The organism is Vibrio sp. D173a, from assembly GCF_030248475.1.
The window spans coordinates 1-535 of the sequence record NZ_JAHGAH010000884.1; the positions used below are offsets into that span (position 1 = coordinate 1).

General features: G+C 47.7%; 1 pseudogene. It reads left to right on the forward strand.

Annotation, left to right across the window (positions count from 1 at the left end):
* A pseudogene (locus tag KIV40_RS30010) lies at positions 1-535 on the forward strand (glutamate--cysteine ligase); the annotation flags it as partial.

The following is a 535-nucleotide window of genomic DNA, read 5'->3' on the forward strand; positions in this document are numbered from 1 at the left end:
CGACTGAAGGAAGTTGCAACCAACCCAAAGACCTTTTCTCAGTTTGGTCGTGGCGTTGAGAGAGAAACGCTCCGTTACAAGGAAGATGGTCGTTTAGCGACTGGTCCTCACCCGAAAGCTTTGGGTTCTGCGTTAACCAACGAGTGGGTGACGACTGACTTTTCAGAATCGCTCCTTGAATTCATTACGCCAGTCTCGAATGACGTCCCGACACTTCTGAACCAGTTATCAGACATTCACCACTTTACGCAAACCAAGCTAGAGGGTGAAAAGCTATGGCCACTGTCTATGCCTTGTTACGTAGGTAGCGAGGATGACATTCAGCTGGCTCAATATGGCACGTCGAACACGGGTAAGATGAAGACTCTATACCGTGAAGGTTTAAAGCGCCGTTACGGTAGCCTGATGCAGATCATCTCTGGTGTTCACTTTAATTTCTCGTTCCCAGAAAGCTTCTGGGATAGCTTGTTTGGTGAGCAAACTGAACAAGAGCGTAGCGATGCTAAATCGGATGCGTACTTCAGTTTGATTCGTA